Genomic DNA, 24197 nt, shown 5'->3' with positions numbered 1-24197 from the left:
TCACCCTAGCCGATGAGCGTTCCGGGGCCCGCGATCTGGGGCAGACTGCCGCGAATGAGCACCCTCGCCTGGTTCGCGCTCGCCTCCCTGGCCGTCTGGGTCTGGCTGCTGTTCGGCCAGGGCTTCTTCTGGCGCACGGACCAGCGGCTGCCGTCCGCGCCCCGGGACGGGCGCCGTCGGGCCTCCGGCGGCGGGGCGGGGCGGGAGGCCGGGGAGCCGGACGGGTGGCCCCGGGTGGCCGTCGTGGTGCCGGCCCGCGACGAGGCCGAGGTGCTGCCGCTGAGCCTGCCGTCGCTGCTCGCCCAGGACTATCCGGGCGTCGCCGAGGTGATCCTGGTGGACGACGGGAGCACGGACGGCACGGGGCGCCTCGCCGGGGAGCTCGCGGTCCGGTGCGGCGGGCTGCCGCTGACCGTGGTGTCGCCGGGCGAGCCGGAGCCGGGCTGGACGGGGAAGCTGTGGGCGCTGCGGAGCGGGATGGCGCTGGCGCGCACGCGTGGGCCCGGGTTCCTCCTCCTGACGGACGCGGACATCGCCCACGAGCCGGACAGTCTGCGCCTGCTGGTGTCGGCGGCGGAGGCGAACGGACTCGACCTGGTGTCGCAGATGGCGCGGCTGCGGGTGGCGAGCCTCTGGGAGCGGCTGGTGGTGCCGGCCTTCGTCTACTTCTTCGCCCAGCTCTATCCGTTCCGCTGGATCAACCGGCCGCGCCCGCTGGCGACGGCGGCCGCGGGCGGGTGCGTGCTGCTGCGGACGGAGACGGCGGTGGCGGCGGACGTGCCGGAGGCGATCCGGCAGGCGGTGATCGACGACGTGTCGCTGGCGCGTGCCGTGCGGCGGACCGGCGGCCGGATCTGGCTGGGCCTCGCGGAGCGGGTGGACAGCGTGCGCCCCTATCCCGGGCTGGGCGACCTGTGGCGCATGGTGGCCCGCAGCGCGTACGCGCAGCTGCGGCACAACCCTCTGCTGCTCCTGGGCACGGTGGCCGGACTCGTGCTGGTGTATCTGGTGCCGCCGGCGGCCCTGTGCGCGGGGGCCGTGCGGGGGGACGGGACGGCGGCGTGGGCGGGGGGCGCGGCCTGGGCGGTGATGACGGGGACGTACCTGCCGATGCTCCGCTACTACCGTCAGCCGCCCTGGCTCGCTCCGCTGCTCCCCTTCACCGCGTTCCTGTACCTCCTGATGACGGTGGACTCGGCGGTCCGGCACTACCGGGGGGTCGGCGCGGCGTGGAAGGGCCGGACGTACGCGCGGCCCGGGGCGGTTACCGGTCGGTGCCGGGACGCCGCTCCGGGCGAGTGACCGTCGCTTCCGCGGCCGGGCCCGGGGGGTGGCGCCGCCTCGGACGGGCGGCACCCCTTAACGGAAATAGTTTTCCCGACACGGGGAGTAGCGCCGTCAATTCGGCGTGTACACATCGCCCCGGAGATCCGCGGATTGACGGTTAAGCATGCCCATGATCACTCCGCGCACCCCTTCCGGGCACCCTTTCTTTATCTGTTCTTCATGCCCGGGCGCGGCCGGGTGGTCCGGGGCTCCGGACCCGCCGGTAACCCCCTCCGAACTCGGCTTTTACATGATCTTGAGACGTTCCGCCGCCCGTTTTTGGCATGTTCGCTCGGATTGGGGATCCGGTTCTTCCGCAAGCCCGTCAAACAACCCTCTAATCAGGCTCCCCAACCAGCACATCGTGGGCTTAACTTATGTGCCATGACCTCCCCCCGCTCCACCTATGGAGGCGGTTACCACACCGCGCCGTCCTTCCCGGACACCCCGATCTACGACTCCCTGGTCGCGGAGCGGGGCACGCCTCAGATCGCCCCGATCCGAGTGCCCGCCGCCTACGACACCGGCAGCGGCTTCCCGGCCACCGGGAGCAGCTTCCCCTCCAGCGGCTCCTACCTGCCGGCGCTCCCCGCGGCCCTGCCCGCCCTCCCGGCGGCTCCCGGCCCGCAGCCCTCCTACGGCAACGGCTACGGATACCCGCAGCCGGCGCAGCAGATGGCCCCCGTGCCCCTGCAGCACGCCCCCACCCCGTACATCCCGCAGCAGCAGGCGGCCCCGCGCGGCTTCCAGGCGGGGCAGTACGCACAGCCGCCGCGCCCCGCCCCCGCGGGGTACGAGGCGATGCGTCCGGCCGCACCCCGGCCGGCGCCCGCGCCGATGCAGTACGAGGACCCGTACAACCGCCCCTACCAGGGCGGGGGCTACTGAGCGGCTTTCACCGTCTGCCGGACGTCGGGTCCGGAGCGGCTGGCAGGATGACGGCATGCCGACTCCTGTGCTCCGCTCCGTCCACGTCCATCCGGTGAAGGCCATGCGCGCGCTGGCCGCCATCGAGGCCGAGGTCCAGCCCTGGGGCCTGGCCGGAGACCGCCGCTGGGCCGTCGTCGACGCGGCGGACAAGGTCGTGACCCAACGCCGTCACCCCCGGATGGCGTTGGCCGCGGCGGAGCCGCTGCCCGGCGGAGCGATCGCCCTCTCCGCGCCGGGTCACGCGCCGCTGACCGTCGAGGTACCGCACCCCTCGTCCACGGTCACGGTCGAGATCTTCGACAAGCCGGTGGAAGCCGTGCCGGCCGGCCCCGAGGCGGCCGGCTGGCTCTCGGCCTTTCTGGAGGGCGAGTTCCGGCTCGTGCACATGGACGCGCCCGAGCACCGGCGCCCGGTCGACCCCGACTACGCGCTGCCCGGCGAGACCGTGAGCTTCGCGGACGGCTATCCGCTGCTCGTCACCACCACGGCATCCCTCGACGCCCTCAACTCCCTCGTCGAGCAGGGGGACCACGCCCACGAGGGCCCCCTCCCGATGAACCGCTTCCGGCCGAACCTGGTCGTCGAGGGGACCGCGCCCTGGGCCGAGGACGGCTGGACGCGCCTCGCCGTGGGTGAGGTCTCCTTCCGCGTCGCCCGCCCGTGCGGGCGCTGCGTCGTCACCACCACCGACCAGGTCACCGCCGCGCGCGGCAAGGAACCGCTGCGCACCCTCGCCCGGCACCGCAGGAGCGACGGCCGGGTCGTCTTCGGCCAGAACCTCGTCCCCGAGCACACCGGCACCGTCCGGGTCGGCGACGAGGTGAAGATCCTGGACTGAGCCCGGTCGGCCGTCCCCGGCCACCGCTCCCCCGTCCCTCCGCCCTTCCGTCGCGCCCGGCCGCCCCGCCTCCGACGGCGGGACCCCCGTCACACTTTCCCGGCCCGACGGGCGGGGAGCCCGCGCCCGGGGCACACTCGTCGAAGGACCGTGGAGGACGAGGGGGTTCGGCGTGCGCGCTGCCATCGGACTCTGGCGCTGGCGGCACAACCCCCTGCGCCGGACCACCGATCTCGCCGAGGCCTGGGTGGCCTTCACGGCCGTGGTGCTGCTCTGCCTCGTGGTGCCCCTGACCGGACTGGCGGCCGGCGCCTCCGCGCACGACTCCCTGCAGCGCGCGGTCCGCGCCCAGCAGGAGCAGCGCCACCCGACGACGGCCCGGGTCCTCGTGGCCGCCGACCGACCCGCGGGCGCCGCCCGGACCGCCGAGGCGGCCGGCGGGGAGCGGTCGCGCCGCTCCGTCGTGGCCGCGTGGACGGCGCCCGACGGGTCGGCCCGTACGGGAACCGTGGCGACGGCCCGGCGGACCTCCGCCCCCGGCTCCGCCTTCCCCCTCTGGACCGACCGGGACGGCCGCCCCGTCTCCCCGCCGATGCGCGCGGACACCGCCCGCGCCCACGCGATCGTGGCCGGTCTCACCGCCGCCCTGTCGGCCGGCCTCCTGGTGGAGGTGGTCCGGCGGCTCGCCGTGCGCCGCCTGGTGCTGACCCGGTACGCCCGCCTCGACCGCGCCTGGGCGGCGGCCGGACCCGACTGGGGACGCACCGGGACCGGCAGCTGACGGCGCGAGGGCTCGCGGGCACGGAGCGGGACCTGTCGCCCGGCGGTCGCGGACCGATCGAGCCCGACCGACCTCGACCATCGGCGACCGTCCCCTGACCGGGCGTGACATGAGCCCGGTGCCCATCCCGTACGGGTGCCCACCCGCGTCCACGACCCGTCAACCCGGTGCCTCCGCGCGCGCTACGGTGGGGCATCGGATCAGCGGCACGGCATGAGGCGGGGGCAGGACACACCCATGGCACAGGGCACGGTCCAGGTGACGCACACCGGCACATCGCGGTGGCGGCGCCGCACGGGTGAGTACCCCTCGCTCGCCGCCGCACTCGAGGCGGCCGGGGACGGCGACGTGCTCACGATCGCCCCCGGCACCTACCGGGAGAACCTCGTGGTGCGGCAGGCGGTCACCCTGCGCGGCCCCGAGGGCGCGATCGGCTCGGTGCGGATCGCCCCGCCGGACGGGGTGCCGCTGACGCTGCGCGCCTCCGTCACCGTCCAGGACCTCCACATCGAGGGCCAGGACGTCGCCGCCCCGGCCCTCCTCGTCGAGGACGGCACCCCCGAGCTCCTCGACCTGCGGATCATGACCCGCTCGGCGGCCGGGATCGAGGTGCGGGGCACGGCCCGGCCGACGGTCCGCCGCTGCACCGTCGACAATCCCGCCGGGGTCGGCATCGCCGTGGTCGACGGGGCGGGCGGGGTGTTCGAGGAGTGCGAGGTGGTCTCCGCCGGGCAGGCCGGCGTCTCCGTACGGGGCGGCGCGCACCCCCGGTTCGAGCGCTGCCGGGTCCACCACGCCTCCGGCGCCGGGATCGCCGTCACCGGCGAGGGCAGCGGGCTGGAGGGCGTCGGCTGCGAGGTGTACGAGATCAAGGGCGCCGGACTCCAGATCGCGGCCCGCGCCACCGCACACCTCTCCGACTCCTCGGTCCACCGCACCTCCGGGGACGGCATCACGCTCGACACCGACGCGGTGCTGACGCTCTCCGACTGCGACATCCACGACGTCCCGGAGAACGCCGTCGACCTGCGCTCCCGCTCCGTCCTCACGCTCACCCGGTCCACCGTGCGCCGCTTCGGCCGCAACGGCCTCTCGGTCTGGGACCCGGGGACGCGGGTGGACGCCAACCAGTGCGAGATCCACGACAGCACGGGTGACTACCCGGCGGTGTGGGTGAGCGACGGGGCGACCGCCGTCCTCGACGCCTGCCGGGTGCACGACGTGCCCGACGCGCTGTTCGTCCTCGACCGCGGGTCGCGCGTGGACGTCGTCGACAGTGATCTGTCGCAGGTGCGGAACACCGCGGTGTCGGTGAGCGACGGTGCCACCGCGCAGCTCGACGACTGCCGGATCAGGGAGGCGTCGACGGGGGCCTGGTTCCGGGACCACGGCAGCGGCGGCACGCTCGGCGGCTGCACCATCGACTCCGTGCAGACCGGGGTCATCGTCACCAAGGGCGCCGACCCCACGATCGACCGGTGCACGGTCACCTCGCCCGCCGAGGCCGGCTTCTACGTGTCGGCGGAGGGCCGCGGCTCCTTCACCGGCTGCCGGGTCACGGGCAGCGGCGGATACGGGTTCCACGTCACCGACGGCTGCCGGACCACCCTGCGCAAGTGCCGCACGGAGCGCTGCGCCCGCGGCGGGTACGAGTTCCCCGAGGAGGGCGCGAGCGCCGAGGACTGCACCAGCGACGAGAGCGCGGTCCGCTCCTCCGTGCCCGAGGGCGGCACGGTCCTGACGGCCACCCAGACGGGCGGCCTGCTCGGGACGGTCCCCGCACCGCGCGTCGTGGCGGCCCCGCCGGTCCCGGACGCTCCGGTCGTGGACGCCCGGTCCTCGCAGGACGTCCTCGGCGAACTGGACGGGCTGGTGGGCCTGGACAGCGTCAAGCTGGAGGTGCGCACCCTCACCAACATGATCGAGGTGGGGCGCAGGCGCCAGGAGGCGGGGCTCAAGGCGGCCTCGGTCCGTCGGCACCTGGTCTTCACGGGCAACCCCGGCACGGGAAAGACCACGGTGGCCCGGCTGTACGGCGAGATCCTCGCCTCGCTCGGCGTCCTGGAGCGCGGGCACCTGGTGGAGGTCTCCCGGGTCGACCTGGTGGGCGAGCACATCGGCTCGACCGCGATCCGCACCCAGGAGGCCTTCGACCGGGCGCGCGGCGGAGTGCTGTTCGTCGACGAGGCGTACGCGCTGTCCCCCGAGGACTCGGGCCGGGACTTCGGCCGTGAGGCGATCGACACGCTCGTGAAGCTGATGGAGGACCACCGGGACGCGGTGGTGGTCATCGTCGCCGGCTACACGGCGGAGATGGAGCGCTTCCTCACCGTCAACCCCGGTGTGGCGTCCCGCTTCTCGCGGACCATCACCTTCGGCGACTACGAGCCGGACGAGCTGCTCCGCATCGTGGGCCAGCAGGCGGACGAGCACGAGTACCGTCTCGCCCCGGGCACCGACGAGGCGCTGCTCGCGTACTTCACGAAGCTGCCCAAGGGCCCGGCCTTCGGCAACGGGCGCACGGCGCGGCAGACCTTCGAGTCGATGGTGGAGCGGCACGCGGGGCGGGTCGCCGAGCTCGCCGAGGCGAGCACCGACGACCTGACCCTGCTCTATCCGGAGGATCTCCCCGAACTCCCCTGATCCGCGGCCGGGTTCGGCTCGCGCTGGTGGGGCACGGCCGGCGGCAGCCGGTCGAGCAGGGCGCCCCGCCGCCGGGCGAACGCCGGGTCGGCCTGGTAGTCGGAGTGGCCGAGGATGGGTTCGGGGAGCGGGTGCGCGCGGGTGCGGCCGTAGGCGACCGGGTCGAGCAGGACCGCCGCGTCGACGGCCGGGCGGCCGTCCTCGGCGGGGACCCGCACGGGTCCGCCGATGGGATCGGTGGCGCGGTGGAGGTTGGTCCAGCAGTGCACCGTGCGGTTGAGCCCGCGGAGCGCCTCGGGGCCGAAGTAGGCCGGGAACCAGCGGCCGTAGAGCCGCTCCAGCGGTGAGCCGTAGGTGAGCAGCGCGACCCGGCCGCGGGTCGCGGGCGGCAGCTGCCAGACCGCGGCGGCGGCGAGGACACTGCCCTGCGAGTGCCCGGAGATGACGAGCCGGCCGCCGGTGCTCCTGGTCCAGGAGCTCATCCGCCAGGTCAGGTCGGGCACCGCCCGTTCCGCGTAGCAGGGCGGGGCGAACGGGTGGGCGGCGCGCGGCCAGAAGGTGCCGACGTCCCAGAGGATGCCGATGGTGCGGCGCGCGGAGGCGTCGCGGTAGGCGCGGCGCCCCCAGGTGACGAAGAGCAGGAAACCGAAGCCGATCATCCAGGAGCCGATGGCCTGGGTGGCGGTGGCCAGCGAGGCGATCGCCGGGTGGGCCCCGTCGAAGGCCCGGCCGGGGACGTTCCCGCTGGCCCAGGCGCCGGCGACGGAGCCCGCTCCGAGGAGGAGGGTGGCCCCGGAGACGACGCCGACGAGGACGGGCGCCGAGTCGGTGAGCGAGGCCCGGGCCCGGCCGGCGGCGATCTGGCCGGTGCGGACGGGGTCGCGCTCGTCGGCCGCGGCGTAGTCGGCCTCGACCAGGGCGCGCAGCCGCCGTCCGGCGAGGACGGTCCGCACGGCGAGGAGGACGGCGGGGACGAGCAGCAGCAGGAGCAGGACGGGGATGACCGAGGCCTGCCAGCTGAGCAGGACGGGCGGGCCGATCCTGGGACCCCGGTCGCCCATGCCGGGCGTGGCGGGCCCGTCGAGCCAGTCGGCGACGCGCTGCGCGACGCCGCCCGACATCACCCCGGCGAGGGCGCAGGCGAGCATGGCGACGGCGGGGCCGCCGAGCCCGCGGAGCGCGGTCCGGCCGCTGTCCGCCCGGGGCCGCTGGAGGAGCACGGCGACGACGCCGAGGGTCACGACGAGGGCGCCCTGGGCGAGGGTGAGCCCGCCGAAGGCGGCGTTGTTGCCGGGGAGCGCCCCCGCGGAGGTCCAGCCGGGCCGCGCCCAGCCCGCGTACAGGACGGCGAGCGCCAGCACGGCGAGCGAGGCGCCGGGCAGCCAGGACACGAGGGCGCGTTCGACGCGGAAGTCGAGGCGGCGCTCGCTGCGGCCGCGGCGGCAGACGACCCAGAGGACGAGCAGCGCGAGGGCGGCCACGGCGGCCAGGAGGGCCCGGCCGAGGACGGCGCCGGCGCCCGGGGCGGTGGCGTCGTGCCGGGCGGCGGCCGTGGCGAGGGCGGCGGCGACGGTGAGGAACCCGGCGGCGGTGTGGGCGGCCCGGAGGCGCGCCACGAGCCGGCGTCCGTACCAGAACCCGGGGCGCCCGAGGGCCGGCCGCGGTCCGACCGGGCCGGGGCCCTCGTCGCCGCGGTCCGCGCTCTCGGTGTCGGCGGACCCGGCCGAGGACGGCGCGCCGGGTTCGTCGTACCCGGTGGGCGGCCGCTGGGCCTCGTAGGCGCTCCACGTCCGGTTCGACAGGTACCAGAGGAGGCCGACCAGCAGGGTCGGCACCAGGGCGGCGAGGGCGAGGCGGCGGCCGGGCGCCGACCACCAGCCGCCCCGGGCCTCGGAGAGGAAGCCGAGCCAGGAGTACGCGTCGGTGCAGGCGGCGCTCGCGGCGCACTGCCAGGCCGTCAGGTCGAGCGCGACCTCGCAGGCCGCGGCGGTGAGCAGCACGGTGAGGGTGAGGGCGACGAGCCGGACGAGGACCCCGTAGAGCCGGACGAGGCCCGGGCGGCCCCGGGACGGCGGGCGCATCCAGTGCGCGAGGTTGGCGACCATGAAGGGCAGCAGGAGCAGCCACAGGGCGCGGGCGCCGTCGCCCGAGGTCAGGTTGGACCAGACGTACGCCTCCGGGACCGGGCGGGCGGCGTACCGCTCCGGGTGGTCCTCGGCGTCCAGGTCCTCGGCGCGCCGGTGCATCGCGGCGGTCCGGTCGCCGGTGATCCGTACGGTCCTCGGGTCGTCGAGCATGTCCTGGGGGGTGGCTCCGCCGACTCCGTGGACGAGGAGTTCGAGCGCCGCGCCGCCGCTCTCCGGAGCGGGTGTGGCAGGGGACACTGAGGGGACTTCCTCTCAGAGTGGGAAGATGCGACGTCGGCACCAGGATCGCGGACGAAGGTGCGCCCGCGCACCGTTCCTCACCGAATCCGACACCCATCCCCTTGTCCCCTGCGGAAGGACCGGCCCCGGCGGTGACTGACAACCAGAACCTCCTCGCGGAGCAGCGGCGCGCCCTGATCCTCGACGAGGTACGGCGGCGCGGCGGTGTACGGGTCAACGAGCTGACCCGGCGCCTCAGCGTCTCGGACATGACGATCCGTCGCGACCTGGACGCGCTGGCCCGGCAGGGCATGCTGGCGAAGGTGCACGGCGGGGCCGTTCCGGTGGTCGAGGCGAGTACCCACGAGCCGGGTTTCGAGGCCAAGTCGGTGCTCGAACCGAGCGCCAAGGACGAGATCGCCCGGGCGGCGGCGGGAATGGTCGCCCCGGGCAGCGCGATCGCCCTGTCCGGCGGCACCACGACGTACGCCCTGGCGCGGCATCTGCTGGAGGTGCCGGACCTGACGGTGGTGACGAACTCGGTCCGGGTCGCGGACGTCTTCCACGAGGCCCAACTGAGCGGGGGCGGCGGGGAATCGCGGCGCGGGGCGGCCACCGTCGTCCTCACGGGCGGGGTGCGCACGCCGTCCGACGCCCTGGTGGGACCGGTGGCGGACCGGGCGGTCCGCTCGCTCCACTTCGACCTGCTGTTCCTCGGGGTGCACGGCATCTCGGTGGAGGCGGGGCTCTCGACGCCGAACCTGGCGGAGGCCGAGACGAACGGCTGCCTGATGCGGTCGGCGCGCCGGGTCGTGGTGGTGGCCGACCACACCAAGTGGGGCACGGTGGGGCTGAGTTCGTTCGCCGGTCTGGACGAGGTCGACACCTGGGTGACGGACCGGGGGCTGCCCGAGGAGGTGCGGACCGAGGTCGCGGAGCACCTGCCGGGGCTCGCGGTGGCGGGCGAGGAGCAGGCATGAGCCTCTTCCGGGTCGAGCGGACCGTGTCACCGGCTCCGGAGGAGGTGTGGCGCAGGCTCACGGACTGGCCGGCGCACGGGCGGCAGGTGCCGCTGACCCGGACGAGGGTCCTGACCCCGGGCCCGAACCGGACGGGGACCCGCTTCACGGCCCGTACCGGCATCGGCCGGCTGTCCTTCGACGACCCGATGGAGGTCGTGCGCTGGGAGCCGCCGGAGGCCGGTCGGCCGGGGGTGTGCCGCCTGGAGAAGTCCGGTCGGGTGGTGCGGGGCTGGGCGCTCGTGGAGGTGTACGGGGCGCCGCACGGCGGGAGCCGGGTGGTGTGGACGGAGGAGCTGACGGTGCGGGGCGTGCCGCGGGTCCTCGACCCGGTGCTCGGCCTGGCGGGGCGGACCCTGTTCGGCCGGGCGGTGGACGGGCTGCTGCGGGACGGGTGAGGCGGGCCACCCTCCGCACCCCCTGTGCTGTTGACAACGCGTCAGCTAGGGTGCCCTTTCGCTTCCGTCCGGTTCCTTCCTGGGGAGGGTTGGTCCATGGCACGCCGACTGAGGCCGGTGGAGCTCGACTTCACCGCGTCCGCACCCGTCCGTCTGGTCTTCTCGGCGACGCTCGCCGCCCCGCCGCCGACCGTCTACCGGTCCCTCGCCGTGGAGGTGGGCAGCATGCCCTCCTGGTTCACGGCGGTGGCCTCGGCCGTCCCGTCGGCCGACGGCGCGGGCCGTACGGTGCGCCTCCGGGGCGGGATCGTCTTCGAGGAGACGATCCTCGCCGCCGAGCCCGACACCCGGTACGCCTACCGGGTCGACTCGACCAACGCGCCCGGCATGGCGGCCCTCGCGGAGGAGTGGACCCTCTCCCCCGCCGGCCGGGGCACCCGGCTGCGGTGGGTCATGGCCGCCGACGGCGCCCCGCCGTTCCGGCTGGCCCTGCGCCTCGCGGGGCCGGGTGTGGGGCTGTCCTTCCGGGACGCCGCACGCCGGCTCGACCGGCGGCTCACTCCGGCCAGGCCCCCGTCGCCAGGAAGCGTTCGATAGCGGCGCTGTACGGGCCGATGTCCAGGCCCTGCGAGGCGAGCCAGTCGTCGGAGTAGTACTTGTCGAGGTACCGCTCGCCGCCGTCGCAGATCAGGGTGACGACACTGCCGGTCCGCTCGTGGGCGACCATCTCGGCGATGATCTTGAAGGCGCTCCACAGGCCGGTGCCGGTGGAGCCGCCCGCCTTGCGGCCGATCGCGGACTCCAGGGCGCGGACGGCGGCGACGCTGGCCGCGTCGGGCACCTTCATCATCCGGTCGACGGCCCCGGGCACGAAGCTCGGCTCCATCCGGGGGCGGCCGATGCCCTCGATCCGCGAGCCGCAGTCGGCGGTGGCGTGCGGGTCGTGGTGCGTCCAGCCGTCGAAGAAGCAGGAGTTCTCGGGGTCGGCGACGCAGATGCGGGTGTCGTGCTGCATGTAGTGGACGTAGCGGGCGATGGTGGCCGAGGTGCCGCCGGTGCCCGCGGTGGCCACGATCCAGGCGGGCGTCGGGTAGCGCTCCAACCTGAGCTGCTGGTACATCGATTCGGCGATGTTGTTGTTGCCGCGCCAGTCGGTGGCCCGCTCCGCGTACGTGAACTGGTCCATGTAGTGGCCGCCGGTGCGCTCGGCGAGTGCGGCGGCCTCCTCGTACATGGTCCGCGAGTCGTCGACGAAGTGGCACTGCCCGCCGTGGAATTCGATCAGCCGGCACTTCTCGGGGCTGGTCGTCCGGGGCATCACCGCGATGAAGGGGACGCCGATCAGCTTGGCGAAGTACGCCTCGGAGACCGCGGTCGAGCCGCTGGAGGCCTCGATGACGGGCTTTACGGGCCGGATCCAGCCGTTGCAGAGCCCGTACAGGAAGAGGGAGCGGGCGAGGCGGTGCTTGAGGCTGCCGGTGGGGTGGGTGGACTCGTCCTTGAGGTAGAGGTCGATGCCCCACTTCTCGGGGAGCGGGAACCGCAGCAGGTGCGTGTCGGCCGAGCGGTTGGCGTCGGCCTGGACCTTGCGGACGGCCTCCTTGAGCCAGGACCGGTAGGCCGGATCGGAGCGGTCGACGTCCACGGTCACCGCCGCCGCGGCGACACCGCTCTCCACGCTGTTCCCGGTGGTGCTCATGCGCGCTTCTCCTCGATCACGTCCCGCGTACTCCCCCACTGCCGACAATACCCCTCCCACCTGGGCAAACGTTTCCTTTGACTGTCCATAGGGATGACTTGAGGACGCCGTCGGAAAGGGCCTCTGGCGCAGGCCGCGACGGCCCGGCACACTGGAGGCGGCAACCGGGTGAAAGGGGCGGATCGGCATGTCGGAACCCGAGTTCAGCGCCAGGCGCGTGCGGATCGACCGCTGGCCGCGTTCGCTGACGCGCGCCGGCGAGGTGCGGATCGAGGACGGGCGGCTCGCCCTCCTCACGAGCTACGGCAGCGAGATCGACAGCGCGCCGGTGACCGCGGTCCGGGCCGGCCGCCCCTGGTTCGCGAAACCCGACGAGGCGGTGGCCACCGTGAACGGCACGCGCTACCGGCTCACCCTGCACAAGGACGGCGGCGACGAGGGCCCCGACCGGGCCGAGGGGTCGGGGCGCTTCCTGGCAGCCCTGAAGCGGGCGGCCCGACGCCGCTGACCTGCACGGCGGGGCCGCGCCGGGGCCGCCGCGCGGAACCGCGGGCCGCCCGGCCTCCCCGAGCCGCGGCCGGGGCCGCCGAGGGCCGCGGGTCGCCGTGAGTTGCGGGAGGTTCACCGCTGGTCCAGGCTGGTAGCACCTCACCGAGGGTTGACCGGTGGTGACACTGAGCTCAGTCCACCACCCTGCTGTACCGCATGTGAGATCCGAATCTTCGTCTTCTTCCGGACTACTTCGGGGAGTCGCAGCCGTGATCAGCGAGCCGAGCAGGTATTACGCGGTGGAGCTCCAGGCCCTGCCGTCGCGGATCGGACAGATCCGCAGAATCGTTTCCGCCCATCTTCGCCACTGGCAGCTCGACGCGCTGGTCGACCATGCCGTGCTCGGTGTCACCGAGCTTCTGACGAACGTCCACCGGCACGCCCGGCCGGACAAGCGGTGCACCGTCGAGATCGAGCTCCTGCTCGACCGCCTCACGGTCTCCGTCCGCGACCACGACCCCCGCATACCGGAGGCGGTCGCCTGCCAGGACCCCCTCGACGCGTACGACCCGGGCGAGGAGCTGGCCACCTCCGGTCGCGGCCTCGCCATCGTCGGCGCGCTCAGCGAGAGTTGGGGCGTCCGCCCGTGCGGAGCCGACGGCAAGGTGGTGTGGTTCACGCTCGCCGCGCCGCCGCCCGCCGCCCCGGCCGAGACCCGCGCCGGCGCCGTGTACGTCCCCGTCGCCGACGGCCTCTTCCCCGCGTACGCGCCCTTCCCGGGCGTCCCGCTCAGCGCTCCGGCCGAACCGGCCGCCGCCCCGGCCCCCGTCCTCGCCCCGGCGACCGCCGTCGCGACGGCCCGCCGGGTGCCGGCGGGCCGCGCGGGCTGACGAACCGGCCCACCCGCGCGGGCCCCGCCCAGGGGAAGTCCACGCTCACCCCGTCGAGGGCCCTGACCTCCGTGCCGCCGCGCCCGTAGACCTCGACGGCGTCGACGACACGGACGGCGGCGGGGGCGGTCCGGAGGTGCGTCCCGGTGGCGGTCATGCCCGCTTCCCCCCGGTGTCGGGACGCCGGCCGAACTGCTCCTCCAGGACGGTCAGCCGGCGCCAGTACTCGTCCTCGTCGATCTCCCCGGCGGCGAAGCGGTGGCCGAGGAGGGCGATGGGCGAGTCGCCGGCGGGTCCGTCGGAACGGCCGGGTCCGCCGTCGCGCCACGGGCCGCGCCCGCGGCGCAGTCCGGCGCGGCGGGCGACCGCGACGATGCCGACGATCGCCGCCGCCCAGACGAGGGGGAAGAAGAGGACCCACGGGCCGGGGCCCGTGTGCGCGAGTGTGTTCATGGGGTTTCAGCTCCTCGGTGCACCGCGGCCGGCGGCCCCGTGGCGGGAGCGCCTCGGCCGGTGCGCTGCGGTGGTCTTGCTCCGTGCTCCGAGACTCCCTCCGGACCGGGTCCCGGCGCGTCGTACGGGCAGCGGCACCGCGTGTACGACACGGGGAGTACGCCGGGGCTCCGCCCCCTGCTTCCGTTCTGTACCTACTGGTATGTACAGTGCGGTCATGAGCACCCCGGAGCGACTGATCGAGGCGACCCGCGCACTCCTGTGGGACCGGGGGTACGTGGGGACCAGCCCCAAGGCCGTGCAGCAGGCGGCGGGCGCGGGTCAGGGCAGCATGTACCACCACTTCGCGGGCAAGTCCGACCTGGCGCTCGCCGCGATCCGGCGGACGGCCGAGGACCTGGGCGCCGAGGTGGAGGCCGTGCTGGGCGGCGGCGGCACGGCGTACTCCCGCGTCGAGGCGTATCTGCTGCGGGAGCGGGACGTGCTGCGGGGCTGCCCGGTGGGCCGGCTGACCATGGACCCCGAGGTCGTCGCCGACCCCGTCCTGCGGGCACCGGTCGACGAGGTGCTCGGGCGGGTGCGCGCACGGCTCGCCGCCGTCGTCCAGGAGGGCCTGGACGACGGCGAGTTCGGCGCCCCGCTCGACGCCGAGGACGTGGCCGCGACCATCCTGGCGACCGTGCAGGGCGGTTACGTCTCGGCGCGCGCGGCGGGGACGCGGGACTCCTTCGACCGCGCGGTGCGCGGACTGCTCGGCCTGCTGGCCCCCCGTACCCCCGGGCACTGACCGCGGCCCGCGCGCCGGCCCCGACACCCCTCCACCCGCGACGACGGGAGCCTTCCGTGCACGTCATGCAGTACGAGATCACCCTGCCCGCCGACTACGACATGGGAATCATCGAGGAGCGGGTGGCCACCCGGGGCCGTCTGCTCGACGCCTTCCCCGGGCTCGGCCTGAAGGCGTACCTGGTGCGGGAGCGCGGGGAGGGGTCGCCGGTGAACCAGTACGCGCCCTTCTACCTCTGGGCCGCTCCCGAGGGCATGAACTCCTTCCTCTGGGGCCCGGGTTTCCAGGGCATCGTGGACGACTTCGGCCGGCCGGTGGTGCAGCACTGGACGGGCTTGGCGTACGAGGAGGGGCCCGCGTCCGGGACGGTGCCGGCCACGGCGACGCGTCGCAGGACGCCGCTCGGTGAGGGCGTCGCGCCCGGCCGGGCCGTGGAGGACGCCCTGGCCCGGCACGCGCGCGAGGCGCGGCGGGACGGGGTGGTGGCGTCCGCCCTGGCGGTCGATCCGCGCCACTGGGAGCTGCTGGCCTTCACCCTGTGGGCCGGGGCCGGGCGGCCCGCCGGGCCGGAGCCGGCCGCCGAGGAGGGCGAGCGCTATCGCGTGCTCCACCTGTCCGCGCCGGACCGCGACCGGCTGGGGACGGGCCGGCAGTGGTGAGCCGGGGGCGTCGGGGAGCCGGCCCCGGCGGGCCGCCGCCCCGCCGTCAGGCGACGGCGACGAGCGTCAGGTAGGCCATGCCGAGGACGCGGCGGTAGCCGTTCACCCAGGTGGAGCGCTGCCGGTCGACGCGCGCGCGGGTCTCCGCGGCGAGCGGGTGGTCGGGGTGGGCGGCGAGCCACCGTTCGGTGCCGTAGCGGTAGCCCGACTCGAACTCCTCCCACTCCTCCGCCGTCGCCGTCTCGATCCACGCGGGCCGGAACCCCGCCGCGACCGCCAGGTCCACCAGGGCGCCGAGGGAGGTGTGCTCCCCCTCGTGCGCGCCGGGCCACATGCCGGCCAGCTCCTCGTCCGTGGGCGGGCGCTCCCAGAAGCACTCCCCGAGCACCACGTGCCCTCCGGGCCGGACGAGACGGCGGAGTTCGCCCAGTGCGGCGGCGAGGTCGTGCGGCTGTCCGGGGTCGGAGAGGGCCTGGCTCGATCCGTGGCAGAGCACCACGTCGGCGGGGCCCCGGCCGGTGCCGAGCGCCGACTCCTCGACGAACGCGACGCGGTCGCCGAGGCCACGGGCCTCGGCGAGGGCCCGGCCGCGGGCGAGATCCTCGCCGTCGACGTCGATGCCGGTGCCGGAGGCGGACGGCGCCGCCGCCACGACGCGGAGCAGCAACTCGCCCCAGCCGCAGCCGATGTCGAGCACGTCGGCGGGCTCCAGGGCGGCGAGCCGCCCGACCATGCGGGCGGCGCGGGCCTCGGAGAGCGGGCCGTGGAAGGTGAGACCGCCGAGACGCGGAGGAGGACCGGATTCGGAAGAGATCATGGAGGGGAACGGTACGGTGTCGGCGCACCCCGGACCACGGGATATCGCACCGGGCGACGGTCCGCGACCGGGCACCGGGGCGAGGAGCGGCAGCGAGGGGGTGGCGGTGACGGGTCGGACGGCGGAGATCGCGGTGCGGTGCGCGTGCGGGAGCGCGGCGGTGCGCCGGGTGAACCAGTTCGTGCTCCACGACGTGCTGTGGTGGGACGCGGAGTTCTCCTGTGGGGCCTGCGGCGCCGCCCTGTGCGAGCACGCGGGGCCGGAGCCGGTGCCCGACGACGTCCGCGCGGCGCTGCTCGCCGCCCACGGACCGGTCCGGTTGCGGCTGGTCGGCCCCCTGCCCTCGCGGGTCCCGGCGTGGAAGGTCCTGCGGGAGGTCCTGTCGGTGTCGCTGCCGCGGGCCCGTGAGCTGGTCGAGGAGCTGAGCCGGGAGGGGCTGGAGGGCACGGCGGCGGAGATGGAGTTCCTCGGCGGCCGGTTGCGGCGCGGCGGTGTTCCCGTGGAGGTCGACCGGTAGCGGTCCGCGGCCGACCCGCCCGGCCGGCGGCCGCGAGGGGTTCCGGGGCGCAGTGTCTCGCGTCGGGGAGGGATTCCGCCTAGCGTGGGAGCCGTGTACACCACGCGCGTGTCCCGCCATGTCGCCGCCCCGCCCTCGGCCGTCTACCGGGCGCTGCTCGATCCCGACGCCGTCGCCCGATGGCGCGTGCCGTACGGCATGAGCTGCGAGGTCCACGCGTTCGACGCGCGCGAAGGGGGGACCTTCCGGGTCTCCCTCACCTACGGCACCGCCGACGGCACGGGCAAGTCGGGGGCCCGCACCGACACGTACCACGGGCGCTTCGTGGAACTGCTCCCGGACGAACGGGTCGTCGAGATCACCGAGTTCGAGACCTCGGACCCGGAGCTCCAGGGGCCCATGACCCTCACCACGACCCTGATCGCCCTGGAGGGCGGCACGGAGGTGGTCCTCCTGCACGAGGGGGTGCCCGACGGCGTGCCCGCCGCCGACAACGAGGCCGGTACGCGGACCGCCCTGGACCGGCTGGCCGCGCTGGCCGAGGGGCGGCCCGACCCGGGGGCGTGACCGCCCGGGTCGCGGCGCAGGTCAGACCGGCTCGCGGCCGAGCGCGGCCAGCGGGTCGTCCAGGACCGGCTGCCACGCCAGCTCGGCCGCGCCGACGAGGCTGTTGTGGTCGAGGGTGCAGGGGAGGATCGGTACGCCGCCGCTGCGGCCCCACAGGCTCCGGTCGGCGACGACGGCACGCAGGCGCTCCGGGTCGGCGTCGAGGAGCTCGCGGTGGAGCCCGCCGAGGATGATCCGGTCCGGATTGAGGATGTTTACCAGGCCCGCGAGACCGAGGCCCAGACGGTCGATCAGCTCCCCCACCGCGACCCGTACGCCCGGGTCGTCGGGGCTGGTGCGCAGCAGGTCCCGGGACTGCTGGAGCAGGGACACCTCGGGCCCGGGGGCACGGCCCGCCGCCGTGAGGAAGGCGAGCGGGTCGGTCTCGACGTCCAGGCAGCCGCGGCTGCCGCAGTGGCAGGGACGGCCCTCCGGGTTGACCGTGAGGTGGCCGACCTCCAGGGCGAGGCCCGCGCTTCCGGTGTGCAGGCGCCCGTCGAGGACGAGCGCGCCGCCGACGCCCCGGTGGCCGGTGGCCACGCAGAGCAGGTCGCGGGCTCCGCGGCCGGCGCCGTGGCGGTGCTCGGCCAGGGCGGCGAGGTTCACGTCGTTGCCGGTGAAGGCGGGGCCGTCGATGCCGGCGGCCCGTACCCGCTCGGCGAAGATCTCGCGGACCTGCGCGCCGGCGGGCCAGGCGAGGTGCAGCGGGTTCAGCGCGGTGCCCTCGGGCTCCGCCACGGCGGAGGGGGCGGCGAGCCCGGCGCCGACGCAGCGGCGGCCGCTGTCCCTGAGCAGGGCGACCCCGGCCTCGACGACCTCGCCGAGGACCTGGGCGGGGTCGGCGGAGACGGTGACGCAGCCGGGGACGGTGGCCACGATGGTGCCGCCGAGGCCGACGAGCGCGGCGCGGAAGCCGTCGGCGTGGACCTGGGCGGCGAGGGCGACGGGGCCCTTCTCGTCGACGGCGAGGCGGTGGGAGGGGCGGCCCTGGGACCCCGCGGCGGCGCCGGGGTTGGAGTCCACGCGGATGAGGCCGAGGGCCTCCAGTTCGGCGGCGACCGCGCCGGCCGTGGCCCGGGTGACGCCCAGCTCGGCGGTGAGGACGGCCCTGGTCGGAGCCCTGCCGGTGTGCACCAGCTCCAGCGCGGGGCCGAGCGCGTTGCGCCCCCTGTCCAGCCGTGTCCGGGTCGTCGTCGCCTTGCCGTTCATGGGGTGGAGTCTCCCATGATCGGAGGGTGGGCCGTCCCCCTGGCCGCCCCGCCCGGGGCCGGCCGCACCCGGGGACGACACCCGCGCCCGGCCGGGAGACCCCGAGTCCGCCGGTGCGCCGCCGCGGGTCGGCGGATCTACGGGGTCGACGACCGTCCGGGAGGCGCCTGGCCGGGGGGGACGAGGTCTGGGCCTCCGGCCGGCAGGGTTCCCGCACCGGGGCCGGCGTTCGGGGCCGACGGCCGGGGACCCGGTCGGGAGACGGAGTCCGGTCATCCCGACGGCCGCGGTCGGCCGGTCACGAACGGCCGGACACGGACGGCCGGACACGGACGGCCGGACACGGACGGCCGGACACGGACGGCCGGACACGGACGGCCGGTCACGGACGGAGTCCGGGCCGCCCGCCGGCCGCGGTCGCGCCCGTGGCGCCGTGCCCCGGCCGCCCCGTCCCGTGCGTCCGCCGGGGCCGTGCGTGCGGGGCGGCCGGATTCCCCGTCCGGCCGCCCCCGACGCGACGTGCTCCGTGCTCCGTGCTCCGGTGCGAGCCGCCCCCGCAGCACGGCGGCCCGGGCGGGGCCTGCGCCCCGCCCGGGCCGACTGCGGCGCCGGGTCAGTGCGCGCCGAGGAAGGCGCCCTCGGGGCCCTTCTCCCAGGCCTTCTCCGAGCAGGAGCCCGTGAAGATCGTTCCGTACACGGCCGGGACGCCGGCCACCGCGCAGTGCGAGCTGAAGCCCGCGCCGCCGGCGGAGAAGTACCCCGCTCCGAATCCGTCGTTGGCGAGCGCGCCACCGGCGCCGCCCAGCAGGATGCCCACGGCCAGGACAGACGCGGCGAGAGAACGCATAGCTACTCCTCAAGATCTCGGAATGACGTGCCGGAAGGTGCTCGTCTGCCGGTCAAACGCCTGCGGAAAAGGCGAGACACGGCGTCTCACTCCAATGCCGGGCAGCCCGCTCCCGGGGCCGCGCTCGCGCAGAAACGATGCTCTCCAACGGCCCGTTGGGCACCGGCCCCACCGCGATGACCTGGCCTTTGTCACCCGGACGGCCGTCACGCCCGCGTGCGTCCCGCCCGGCGTCCGGCGACCGCTCGCTTGATTGCGGCGGGAGGATCCCCCTATCCTGAGTTTGTGCCGCTACTAAACAAAGTACGGACGGTCTCGGGGGGCTCCGGCGGAGACACCGCCACCCACCCCCTGTCCCGCCTCCGCGTCGCCCTGACCCTCTTCTTCGCCCTCGACGGCTTCCTGTTCGCCGGCTGGGTCGTCCGGATCCCCGCCGTCAAGCAGCAGACCGGCGCCTCGGCCGGCGACCTCGGCCTGGCCCTGCTCGGGGTCTCCGCCGGCGCCGTCGTCACCATGACGCTGACCGGACGGCTCTGCCGCCGCTACGGCTCGCACGCCGTCACCGTGGCCACCGCCGTACTCCTGTCCCTGTCGGTCTCCCTGCCCGCGCTGACCCGGTCGCCGCTCGCCCTCGGCCTCGTCCTGCTCGTGTTCGGGGCCGCGTACGGCGGGATCAACGTCGCCATGAACAGCGCGGCCGTCGACCTCGTGACCGCGCTCCGGCGGCCGGTGATGCCCGGCTTCCACGCCGCGTTCAGCCTCGGCGGCGTGATCGGGGCGGGACTCGGCGGACTGCTCGCCGGCGGCCTGTCCCCCACCGCCCACCTCCTCGGCCTGACCGTGGTCGGACTCGCGCTCACGGCCGCCGCCGGGCCCGTCCTCCTGCGCCACCCCGCCCCCGCTCCGCCGCCCGAGTCCCTGGCTCCCGCGGCCGGGCCACGGGACGGGCGGTCCGGCGGATCGCGGCGGATCGTGCTCGTCTTCGGGGTGATCGCGCTGTGCACGGCGTACGGCGAGGGAGCGCTCGCCGACTGGGGGGCCCTCCACCTGGAGCAGGACCTCGGCGCACACCCGGGGGTGGCCGCCGCCGGGTACTCCGTGTTCGCACTGACCATGACCGCCGGACGCCTCTCCGGCACCGCCCTGCTCGAACGCCTGGGCCAGACCCGGACCCTGGTCCTGGGCGGGGCCACCGCCGCCGCCGGGATGCTGCTCGGCGCGCTGGCGCCGAGCATCTGGGCCACCCTCCTCGGCTTCGCGATCACCGGCCTCGGGCTCGCCAACATCTTCCCCGTCGCCGTGGCCCGCGCCGGCGCCGTCGCCGGACCCGGGGGCGTGGCGACCGCGTCCACGCTCGGCTACGGAGGCATGCTGCTCGGCCCGCCGTCGATCGGGTTCCTCGCCGACTGGTTCTCCCTGCCGGTGGCGCTCACGACCGTCGCCGTCCTCGCCGCCGGCGCGGCCGCCATGGGCTACTGGGCGCGGAACGCCGGAGCAGCCCGACCGAGTTGACCGCGCGGCACGCCCCCGGCTGCCAGAATCGGGCCATGGACACCGCCGACGGAGGAACGCCGAGCACCGCCGAGTACACCGAAGCCCTGGAGGCGGCCGGGCGGGCCCTCGGCGACGCGGCGGCCGCGGCCGGGCCGGACGCGGCGGTGCCGACCTGCCCCGGCTGGCGGATCCGGGACCTCCTCCGGCACGTCTCGATGGTGCACCGCTGGGGGACGGACCTCGTGGTCCACGCGCGCACCACGTACCGGCCGGGCGAGGGCGAGACCACGCTCGACGGCGACGCCCTGCTGACCCACTTCCGCGAGGGCCACGCGGACCTGGTCGCCGCCCTGCGCGCGGCGCCCGCCTCCCTCGACTGCTGGACCTTCCTGCCCGCGCCCTCGCCGCTCGCCTTCTGGGCGCGGCGCCAGACGCACGAGACCACCGTCCACCGGGCGGACGCCGAGTCGGCGCTCGCCGCGGGGCCGGGAGCGGTGGCGCCGCCGGTCGCCGTGGACGGCATCGACGAGCTGCTGCTCCGCTTCCACGCGCGGGAGCGCAGCCGGGTGCGGACCGCCGGGCCGCGGACGCTGCGGGTGCGCGCGACCGACACGGGAGACGTGTGGACCGTACGGCTCTCGGCGGACGAGCCGCCGCGCACCGAGCGGAACGCCGCCGAGGGGCCGGCGGACACCGAACTCTCCGGGCCCGCAGGGCGGCTGTACCTCGTGCTGTGGAACCGGCTGCCCGTCGACGCCGTGACGCTCGCCGGCGACGAGGATCTCGCCCGGCTGTGGCGCGAGACCTCCGCGATCACCTGGTCCTGAGGCGGGGAGCGGTCAGACCGCCCCGTCCAGCATCCGGGTCAGCACCTCGCGCTGGATCGGCTTGACCTCGGCGTGCCGGGCAAGCCCCTTCTCCGTCAGCTTCACCTGGACGCCGCGCCGGTCCTCACCGCGTCCCCGCAGGCCGTCCTCGACGACTTCCGGCCGGGCCTCGCCGTCGTCACCGTCATCGCGCTGGCCGGGCTGCTCGTCACCCTGCCGGGCCTGCGGACCCGACGGGAACGGCCGTTCGAAGCGTCGGTCGTCGTGGCCCGCTCCGCGCCGTCCGCGAGCGGCACGGTCGCGGAGCCCGCGAGCGGCGCGGCCGCCGGCGGCTCACCCGCCGGGAGCGCCGCCGCTCGGCGGCGGCCCGGTCGGCCCGCAGCTGCGCCCGCTGCTCACGGCGCACGCGGACGGTCTCGGAGGCCGCGAGCACGGCGACGGCGAACGCGGCCGCGGGCAGCTCCTGCCCCCAGGGGGCCGGACCGTCCCCCGCCGGGGGCAGCCACCGGTACAGCCAGTGCGAGAGCAGCAGATGCCCGGCCCACAGCAGGCCGAGAGCCCAGGCCGCCGCGGTCCGGTGCCCGTGCACGACGGCCGCGAAGCAGGCGACGGCGACCAGGGCGAACACCGGCCCGTACGGGTAACCGGCCAGGAGGTAGCCGAGGGTGACGGCCGCGACGCCGAACACCACCGCCACCGGCCGCCGGTGACGGAGGAGGAGGGGCGCCGCGCCGAGGAGCAGCAGGGCGCGCCCGAGCGCGTCGAGGGCCTCCCGGTCGGGTTGGGCGGCGGTGGCGAAACTCGTCCCCGCCATCACGACAACGCCGATGAGGACCGTGGACCGCCAGGGCAGGCCGCCGTCGCCGGCTCCGCGCTGCCATCGGCCCATCGCGCGACCGGCGGCCCGGGCCGGGCGCGCCTGGCGTTCACGCGTCCGCCGCCCGCCGGGCGCGCGCGTCGTCGGCGTCGGGCCGGCGGGCCCGTTCCCCGGCTCCCGCCTCCGCTCTTGATCCATGTCCGCCACGCTGACCGCGCGGCACCCGTGCGGACGTCAGCCCGACGGGGTGGTCACCCGTACTCCCGGCGGAGTAGACGGTGGTCGGCCCGTGCGGGGTGTCCGTCGCCCGGTCTCAGCCCCGCGGGAGCAGTCCCACGTCCTGACCGAGGCGGCGGGCCGCCGTCACGAAGAAGGTCTCGCGGTCCTCGACGACGTTGTGGAAGTGTCCGAACACCTCGAAGGAGACCAGCCCGAAGAGCTGGGACCAGGCGGCCACGAGCGCGACGGCGAGGGCCGGGGGGAGGTCCGGGGCGACGTCGGCGGCGAGGCGCGCGGCCTCGGGGCGGAGCCCCTCCGGGAGCGGGGGCGGGGCGACGCCCTCCCCCGCGTGCGCGCTCCGCGCCGTCTCGATGAGGACGAGACCGACGCGGGCGGCGGGGACGACCGTGTCCTGGGGCGCGCGGTAGCCGGGGACCGGAGAGCCGTAGATCAGGGCGTACTCGTGGGGGTGGGCCACGGCCCAGGCGCGGACGGCCCGGCAGACGGCGGTCCACCGGTCGAGGGGGCGCTGCCCGGCGGCGCCGGTGGCGGCCTCCTCCGCGGCGGCGCCGATCGCGTCGTACGCGTCGACGATCAGGGCGGTGAGGAGGTCGTCGCGGCTGGGGAAGTAGCGGTAGAGGGCGGAGGAGACCATGCCCAGCTCCCGGGCGACGGCCCGCAGGGACAGCTTGGCGGCGCCCTCGGCGGCCAGCTGGGTGCGTGCCTCGTCCTTGATGGCGGCGGTGATCTCGATGCGGGCGCGGGCGCGGGCTCCTCGGACGGTCGTCATGGAGAGCAGTGTGCCACTTTCGGATCGCCGATACGAAATGAGAGCACTGCTCTTGAATGTGAGCGCCCTTTCCCGCACACTCGAACCAAGCGAGAGCAGTGCTCACACTTTGCTTCCCAGGGTCGTCGCCCCGCCCTCGCCCGGCACCACCCGCACCGGCCCCGCCCCGCACCGCCCACGCCACCCCGGCACCGCCCCGGTACCGGACGTCCGCAGGAGGAACCATGTCCGCACGGCCCACCGGCTCCACCCCCGCCGCCCACGTCATGAAGCCCGGCTGGTTCACCGTGAACGTCCTCAACCCCACGGTCGCCTGGGCGACCCGGCGCGGCATCAGCGTCTGGGGCTCCCGTGTCCTCGCCGTCCGCGGCCGCAAGAGCGGCGAGTGGCGCCGCACCCCCGTCAACCTGCTGACCGTGGACGGGGAGCGCTACCTCGTGGCCCCCCGCGGCCACGTCCAGTGGACCCACAACATGCGGGCCGCCGGCGGCGGGCAGCTGATCCTCGGCAAGCACGTGCAGGACTTCACCGCCGTCGAGGTCGCCGACGACGACAAGCCGGTGCTGCTGCGCGCCTACCTCAAGCGCTGGAAGGCCGAGGTCGGCGTCTTCTTCGGCGGCGTCGGCCCCGACTCCTCCGACGAGGAGCTGCGTGCCGTCGCCCCGAAGCACCCGGTCTTCCGCATCACGCCGACGGGCCCCGCCACTCCCGCCGCGTGAAACCGGCCGGAGCGGCGGAGCCCGTCCGCCTCACTCACTCGACGCGCGTCGGCGCGC

At 75.6% G+C, this 24197-nt stretch carries 24 protein-coding genes and 2 pseudogenes; 18 read left to right on the top strand and 8 right to left on the bottom strand.

Annotation, left to right across the window (positions count from 1 at the left end; all coding sequences use genetic code 11):
• The first annotated feature begins 54 nt into the window (after window positions 1-54).
• The 5 genes from ACY0MR_RS31665 to ACY0MR_RS31645 all read left to right on the top strand — a co-directional run bounded on the left by ACY0MR_RS31665 (window position 55) and on the right by ACY0MR_RS31645 (window position 6518).
• The gene (locus ACY0MR_RS31665; protein WP_473556737.1) at window positions 55-1302 is read left to right on the top strand and encodes a glycosyltransferase; all 1248 of its coding nucleotides are present in this window, start codon (window positions 55-57) and stop codon (window positions 1300-1302) included.
• 408 nt (window positions 1303-1710) lie between these two features.
• Window positions 1711-2214 (top strand): DUF6643 family protein, encoded by a 504-nt coding sequence (locus ACY0MR_RS31660; RefSeq protein ID WP_388796552.1) that lies wholly within the window; start codon window positions 1711-1713, stop codon window positions 2212-2214.
• A gap of 55 nt (window positions 2215-2269) precedes the next feature.
• Complete coding sequence (locus ACY0MR_RS31655) at window positions 2270-3094, top strand: MOSC domain-containing protein (protein ID WP_473556735.1); 825 nt, start codon at window positions 2270-2272, stop codon at window positions 3092-3094.
• A 172-nt stretch (window positions 3095-3266) separates the two neighbouring features.
• Entirely contained in the window at window positions 3267-3875 is a 609-nt protein-coding gene (locus ACY0MR_RS31650; RefSeq protein WP_473556732.1) for an Rv1733c family protein, read from the top strand.
• Window positions 3876-4112: 237 nt separating this feature from the next.
• Window positions 4113-6518: a right-handed parallel beta-helix repeat-containing protein gene (locus tag ACY0MR_RS31645; protein ID WP_361856329.1), complete on the top strand. Its 2406-nt coding sequence runs from the start codon at window positions 4113-4115 to the stop codon at window positions 6516-6518.
• On the opposite strand, the gene ACY0MR_RS31640 is transcribed toward ACY0MR_RS31645, so the two are convergent.
• On the bottom strand, window positions 6488-8902 hold the full coding sequence (locus ACY0MR_RS31640; protein ID WP_473556730.1) for a hypothetical protein: 2415 nt from the start codon (window positions 8900-8902) through the stop codon (window positions 6488-6490). The genes ACY0MR_RS31645 and ACY0MR_RS31640 overlap by 31 nt on opposite strands.
• A 134-nt stretch (window positions 8903-9036) precedes the next feature.
• Here ACY0MR_RS31640 and ACY0MR_RS31635 point away from each other — a divergent pair, with 134 nt between their 5' ends.
• From ACY0MR_RS31635 to ACY0MR_RS31625, 3 genes are all read left to right on the top strand, one after another.
• On the top strand, window positions 9037-9864 hold the full coding sequence (locus tag ACY0MR_RS31635; protein ID WP_388796537.1) for a DeoR/GlpR family DNA-binding transcription regulator: 828 nt from the start codon (window positions 9037-9039) through the stop codon (window positions 9862-9864).
• Window positions 9861-10301 (top strand): SRPBCC family protein, encoded by a 441-nt coding sequence (locus tag ACY0MR_RS31630; protein ID WP_388796534.1) that lies wholly within the window; start codon window positions 9861-9863, stop codon window positions 10299-10301. The genes ACY0MR_RS31635 and ACY0MR_RS31630 overlap by 4 nt, the downstream gene beginning before the upstream one ends.
• 96 nt (window positions 10302-10397) lie before the next feature.
• On the top strand, window positions 10398-10898 hold the full coding sequence (locus ACY0MR_RS31625) for an SRPBCC family protein (RefSeq protein WP_388796531.1): 501 nt from the start codon (window positions 10398-10400) through the stop codon (window positions 10896-10898).
• On the opposite strand, the gene cds1 is transcribed toward ACY0MR_RS31625, so the two are convergent.
• Window positions 10858-12000 (bottom strand): L-cysteine desulfhydrase Cds1, encoded by a 1143-nt coding sequence (gene cds1 / locus ACY0MR_RS31620; protein ID WP_473556727.1) that lies wholly within the window; start codon window positions 11998-12000, stop codon window positions 10858-10860. The two genes, ACY0MR_RS31625 and cds1, sit on opposite strands and share 41 nt — an antisense overlap.
• Before the next feature lie 187 nt (window positions 12001-12187).
• Here cds1 and ACY0MR_RS31615 point away from each other — a divergent pair, with 187 nt between their 5' ends.
• Together ACY0MR_RS31615 and ACY0MR_RS31610 are read left to right on the top strand one after the other, a co-directional pair.
• Complete coding sequence (locus ACY0MR_RS31615; RefSeq protein ID WP_404083122.1) at window positions 12188-12508, top strand: hypothetical protein; 321 nt, start codon at window positions 12188-12190, stop codon at window positions 12506-12508.
• A 250-nt stretch (window positions 12509-12758) separates the two neighbouring features.
• Window positions 12759-13379: an ATP-binding protein gene (locus ACY0MR_RS31610; RefSeq protein WP_473556725.1), complete on the top strand. Its 621-nt coding sequence runs from the start codon at window positions 12759-12761 to the stop codon at window positions 13377-13379.
• Here the strand turns inward: ACY0MR_RS31610 and ACY0MR_RS31605 are convergent.
• Window positions 13351-13536: pseudogene (locus tag ACY0MR_RS31605) on the bottom strand (hypothetical protein); the annotation flags it as partial. The gene ACY0MR_RS31610 and the pseudogene ACY0MR_RS31605 sit on opposite strands and share 29 nt — an antisense overlap.
• Window positions 13533-13832: an SHOCT domain-containing protein gene (locus tag ACY0MR_RS31600; RefSeq protein ID WP_473556722.1), complete on the bottom strand. Its 300-nt coding sequence runs from the start codon at window positions 13830-13832 to the stop codon at window positions 13533-13535. The gene ACY0MR_RS31600 and the pseudogene ACY0MR_RS31605, both read right to left, overlap by 4 nt.
• A gap of 202 nt (window positions 13833-14034) precedes the next feature.
• On the opposite strand from ACY0MR_RS31600, the gene ACY0MR_RS31595 reads away from it, so the two are divergent.
• On the top strand, window positions 14035-14619 hold the full coding sequence (locus ACY0MR_RS31595) for a TetR/AcrR family transcriptional regulator (protein WP_404083116.1): 585 nt from the start codon (window positions 14035-14037) through the stop codon (window positions 14617-14619).
• 56 nt (window positions 14620-14675) lie between these two features.
• A complete protein-coding gene (locus ACY0MR_RS31590; protein ID WP_404083114.1) occupies window positions 14676-15278 on the top strand; it encodes a DUF4865 family protein in 603 nt (200 codons plus the stop codon).
• 46 nt (window positions 15279-15324) lie between these two features.
• Here ACY0MR_RS31590 and ACY0MR_RS31585 read toward each other — a convergent pair whose 3' ends face one another.
• The gene (locus ACY0MR_RS31585; RefSeq protein ID WP_473556719.1) at window positions 15325-16095 is read right to left on the bottom strand and encodes an SAM-dependent methyltransferase; all 771 of its coding nucleotides are present in this window, start codon (window positions 16093-16095) and stop codon (window positions 15325-15327) included.
• Window positions 16096-16201: 106 nt separating this feature from the next.
• Here ACY0MR_RS31585 and ACY0MR_RS31580 point away from each other — a divergent pair, with 106 nt between their 5' ends.
• On the top strand, window positions 16202-16612 hold the full coding sequence (locus ACY0MR_RS31580; protein WP_392862572.1) for a hypothetical protein: 411 nt from the start codon (window positions 16202-16204) through the stop codon (window positions 16610-16612).
• A 93-nt stretch (window positions 16613-16705) separates the two neighbouring features.
• Window positions 16706-17179 (top strand): SRPBCC family protein, encoded by a 474-nt coding sequence (locus tag ACY0MR_RS31575; RefSeq protein WP_451061352.1) that lies wholly within the window; start codon window positions 16706-16708, stop codon window positions 17177-17179.
• A 21-nt stretch (window positions 17180-17200) separates the two neighbouring features.
• Here ACY0MR_RS31575 and ACY0MR_RS31570 read toward each other — a convergent pair whose 3' ends face one another.
• Together ACY0MR_RS31570 and ACY0MR_RS31565 are read right to left on the bottom strand one after the other, a co-directional pair.
• Window positions 17201-18427, bottom strand: a complete 1227-nt coding sequence (locus ACY0MR_RS31570) for an ROK family protein (RefSeq protein WP_361861784.1) — start codon at window positions 18425-18427, stop codon at window positions 17201-17203.
• 613 nt (window positions 18428-19040) lie between these two features.
• A complete protein-coding gene (locus ACY0MR_RS31565) occupies window positions 19041-19274 on the bottom strand; it encodes a hypothetical protein (RefSeq protein ID WP_388796505.1) in 234 nt (77 codons plus the stop codon).
• 285 nt (window positions 19275-19559) lie between these two features.
• Between ACY0MR_RS31565 and ACY0MR_RS31560 the strand changes: the two genes are divergently transcribed.
• The 3 genes and pseudogenes from ACY0MR_RS31560 to ACY0MR_RS31550 all read left to right on the top strand — a co-directional run.
• Window positions 19560-20786 carry an MFS transporter gene (locus ACY0MR_RS31560; RefSeq protein WP_404083106.1) on the top strand — a complete coding sequence of 409 codons (1227 nt, stop codon included), beginning with the start codon at window positions 19560-19562 and terminating at the stop codon, window positions 20784-20786.
• Window positions 20787-20821: 35 nt separating this feature from the next.
• The gene (locus ACY0MR_RS31555) at window positions 20822-21595 is read left to right on the top strand and encodes a maleylpyruvate isomerase family mycothiol-dependent enzyme (RefSeq protein ID WP_473556715.1); all 774 of its coding nucleotides are present in this window, start codon (window positions 20822-20824) and stop codon (window positions 21593-21595) included.
• 129 nt (window positions 21596-21724) lie between these two features.
• A pseudogene (locus ACY0MR_RS31550) lies at window positions 21725-21883 on the top strand (MFS transporter); the annotation flags it as partial.
• Window positions 21884-22725: 842 nt separating this feature from the next.
• On the opposite strand, the gene ACY0MR_RS31545 reads toward ACY0MR_RS31550, so the two are convergent.
• Entirely contained in the window at window positions 22726-23421 is a 696-nt protein-coding gene (locus tag ACY0MR_RS31545) for a TetR/AcrR family transcriptional regulator (RefSeq protein ID WP_404083094.1), read from the bottom strand.
• Between the two features lie 224 nt (window positions 23422-23645).
• Between ACY0MR_RS31545 and ACY0MR_RS31540 the strand changes: the two genes are divergently transcribed.
• Complete coding sequence (locus ACY0MR_RS31540; RefSeq protein ID WP_388796487.1) at window positions 23646-24140, top strand: nitroreductase family deazaflavin-dependent oxidoreductase; 495 nt, start codon at window positions 23646-23648, stop codon at window positions 24138-24140.
• Window positions 24141-24197 lie beyond the last annotated feature (57 nt).

The organism is Streptomyces sp. JN8, assembly GCF_055808075.1.
This window is presented reverse-complemented; position numbering and strand designations above follow the sequence as displayed.

Excerpts from the sequence above, each read along its gene's own strand:
- ACY0MR_RS31665 (WP_473556737.1), top strand. The coding sequence starts at position 55 with ATGAGCACCCTCGCCTGGTTCGCGCTCGCCTCCCTGGCCGTCTGGGTC.
- ACY0MR_RS31660 (WP_388796552.1), top strand. The coding sequence starts at position 1,711 with ATGACCTCCCCCCGCTCCACCTATGGAGGCGGTTACCACACCGCGCCG.
- ACY0MR_RS31655 (WP_473556735.1), top strand. The coding sequence starts at position 2,270 with ATGCCGACTCCTGTGCTCCGCTCCGTCCACGTCCATCCGGTGAAGGCC.
- ACY0MR_RS31645 (WP_361856329.1), top strand. The coding sequence starts at position 4,113 with ATGGCACAGGGCACGGTCCAGGTGACGCACACCGGCACATCGCGGTGG.
- ACY0MR_RS31630 (WP_388796534.1), top strand. The coding sequence starts at position 9,861 with ATGAGCCTCTTCCGGGTCGAGCGGACCGTGTCACCGGCTCCGGAGGAG.
- ACY0MR_RS31625 (WP_388796531.1), top strand. The coding sequence starts at position 10,398 with ATGGCACGCCGACTGAGGCCGGTGGAGCTCGACTTCACCGCGTCCGCA.
- cds1 (WP_473556727.1), bottom strand. The coding sequence starts at position 12,000 with ATGAGCACCACCGGGAACAGCGTGGAGAGCGGTGTCGCCGCGGCGGCG.
- ACY0MR_RS31615 (WP_404083122.1), top strand. The coding sequence starts at position 12,188 with ATGTCGGAACCCGAGTTCAGCGCCAGGCGCGTGCGGATCGACCGCTGG.
- ACY0MR_RS31600 (WP_473556722.1), bottom strand. The coding sequence starts at position 13,832 with ATGAACACACTCGCGCACACGGGCCCCGGCCCGTGGGTCCTCTTCTTC.
- ACY0MR_RS31595 (WP_404083116.1), top strand. The coding sequence starts at position 14,035 with ATGTACAGTGCGGTCATGAGCACCCCGGAGCGACTGATCGAGGCGACC.
- ACY0MR_RS31585 (WP_473556719.1), bottom strand. The coding sequence starts at position 16,095 with ATGATCTCTTCCGAATCCGGTCCTCCTCCGCGTCTCGGCGGTCTCACC.
- ACY0MR_RS31570 (WP_361861784.1), bottom strand. The coding sequence starts at position 18,427 with ATGAACGGCAAGGCGACGACGACCCGGACACGGCTGGACAGGGGGCGC.
- ACY0MR_RS31565 (WP_388796505.1), bottom strand. The coding sequence starts at position 19,274 with ATGCGTTCTCTCGCCGCGTCTGTCCTGGCCGTGGGCATCCTGCTGGGC.
- ACY0MR_RS31555 (WP_473556715.1), top strand. The coding sequence starts at position 20,822 with ATGGACACCGCCGACGGAGGAACGCCGAGCACCGCCGAGTACACCGAA.
- ACY0MR_RS31545 (WP_404083094.1), bottom strand. The coding sequence starts at position 23,421 with ATGACGACCGTCCGAGGAGCCCGCGCCCGCGCCCGCATCGAGATCACC.
- ACY0MR_RS31540 (WP_388796487.1), top strand. The coding sequence starts at position 23,646 with ATGTCCGCACGGCCCACCGGCTCCACCCCCGCCGCCCACGTCATGAAG.